The 2,345-nt window shown below is 47.0% G+C and carries 1 protein-coding gene; it reads right to left on the reverse strand.

Translation table 11 applies throughout. The features are described 5' to 3' along the window. On the reverse strand, nucleotides 1-2,217 hold a 2,217-nt coding region (locus V2I46_06815; protein MEE4177206.1), incomplete at its 3' end, for a DUF1566 domain-containing protein. Nucleotides 2,218-2,345: the final 128 nt, after the last annotated feature.

Here is a 2,345-nt window from a genome sequence, read left to right on the forward strand (position 1 = left end):
ACTGAAATGCACAGTATCTGCATTTCCCTGTGAAGTAACCAGGATATCTCCGCCTGTTGTCACTGCCCAGACAGTGTCGAGGCCGAGCGTGAAAACGCCCTGTATACTTTGTGCAGTATCTTCATAAAAATGTCCAAATATACCATCCCTAAGGCGGAGTATTTCACCACCATAGCTTAACCACGCCTGGTCGGGGGAGTTAAACTGCACATCACCAAAACAGGGGAAATATTGTGCCCCGCCGTAAAAGGTCCAGGTCCCCTCATCATAGATCAATTTCCGTCCGAAGCAGGCTGTTGCCCAACCATAATCATTGGACCCAAACGAGATGGCATCCCAGTTGCTGTAAGTGCCGGTATTTTGCGGTGCCAGCCCTGTTTCCGTGATCTCAGCGATCCAGCCTTCCGCGCAGCCGCACCACCCCATAGAACCATCAGGGGAGAATCCTATACTTCTTATCTGGCCAGGGGATATACCAAAGAAGTTCCAGTTCTGGCCCCCATCGATGGTTTTGCAAAGTATTCCGCTTTCTCCACCGGCATAGCCAATTTCAGAGGACAACATGTAAATTGCATGGGTTTCTCCAAGGGTCGACTGTACATCCCATGATTCACCACCGTCAGTTGTATGGTAAATTTCTTTGTAAAAACAACTGTTGGTTATCCATCCTTCATTTCCAATAAACCAAATATCCGAGAGGCAACCTCCGGCAGCACCACCTACCGGGAATAGTTTTTCGCTGATATCTACCCAACCATAAGCCCTTGTGTAACTTGCATCAAAATTGCATGTTGCCGTGTTGTTATTTAAATTGACACTGCACGAAAGTGGTTCAAAACGAGCGTATTTATGGGTAGGAGTGACCGTATATTCGCCATTTGGTAAATGGTTAAATTCAAATTCTCCGTTCAGATTCGTGCGTGTGAAGCCACTAATGGGGCCACTCAGTTCTATTTCGGCTCTTGGGTAAGGGTTTCCATCAAGGGTTATTGTCCCGTTTATCGACGATGTTGGAAGAGGATTGTTGTCAGTACGAACAGGCCATACATGCCAACTTGCTGTTTTTAAGTATTGCAGCCTGTTTCCACCACCCATCATTCCATCGGTGAACCAAACCATCCAGGCCTGGTCTGTTTCGTCTGCCCGGGTAGTGGAGGTCCAGTAAGCCTGGTCATAATTGAAACCGGTAACATTTATAAACGGATACCTTTCGGGCATTGCCGGGTTACTTCGGCTTATATCTACAAGGCTGGTCATCTCATTTCGGTTGGGCATGCGCCAATCATTGTGGCCAAGGTAATTTTCTGAATTTAACAACGCCACATAATCCAGGGCGTGCTGCCAGTTGATTGCACCATCAACCCACTGATTTGTATCAAATTCGGGGTTTCGGGTGAGCATCAGGTTGGCATCCTGCGTCCACATCAACCCGGTTAGCCGGTCAGTAATTGTTCCGTTGTTGTTGTCCACCAGCCTGGGTGTGGGCCAGTTTATGCCTTCATTTAAATCTCCATCATCACCGGTATAAAAAGTATATCGTTGACCTGTAACTGGGTTTTGAATTAATCCATCATCTTCATTTCCTCTTACCGGCAACAGGTAATATTTCCAGTAATTGGCCCCGGTAATATCCGGATCCTTTGCAAATTCCTCGGTTTCTCCTGCCGGGTTAATGATATTGGAATGTGCATAATGTTCCTGAAGCAGAACGCATATTGCAAGGCTTCGTAGTTTTTCGGAAGTGGTTGAACTCCAATACAGGTCTTGCAGGTTGATGAATGGATTATCCGGTGGGAGGGCGATATTTGGTACTTCAAGATTCACAAGCGACCGCAGTTCTACCATATTGGGCATTCGCCAGTCGGTAAACCCCAGGTAATTCTCCTCGTTAAGCAGCTCAATATAACTCAAAGCTGTCTTCCAGTCAATATCACCATCCCCGACAGTCCTGTCCTGGTCAAAGGAGGGATTTCTTGTGGCAATGAGGTTGCCATCTTTTGCCCACACAAGGCCAGTAAATACATCAGTAATTGTCCCATCACCATTCTCAGTAAACCGATTTGCAGGAATAGCTACACCCACTTGCAAGTCGCCATCATCGCCGGGATAATAGCTGGTGACCTGGCCTGTGGCAGGTAATTCGATTATTCCTTGCTGGGCAAAAGCGAAAGAGTAAAGGCAAAAGGCAAAAGAGAAAAGGAAAAAGAACTTTTTCATGGCTTAAAAATTTAAAGTTATATTGTTATTTCGAGGGAAGCGAAGCAACGAGACCCGCCTGCCGGACGGGCAGGAATCTCCTGCGGTCAGAGGTGTTCTCCCGGGGGATTCCTCCTCGCTCCTTCGTC

It is taken from the genome of Bacteroides sp., assembly GCA_036351255.1.
In the GTDB taxonomy this organism is placed as follows: Bacteria; Bacteroidota; Bacteroidia; order Bacteroidales; family UBA7960; genus UBA7960.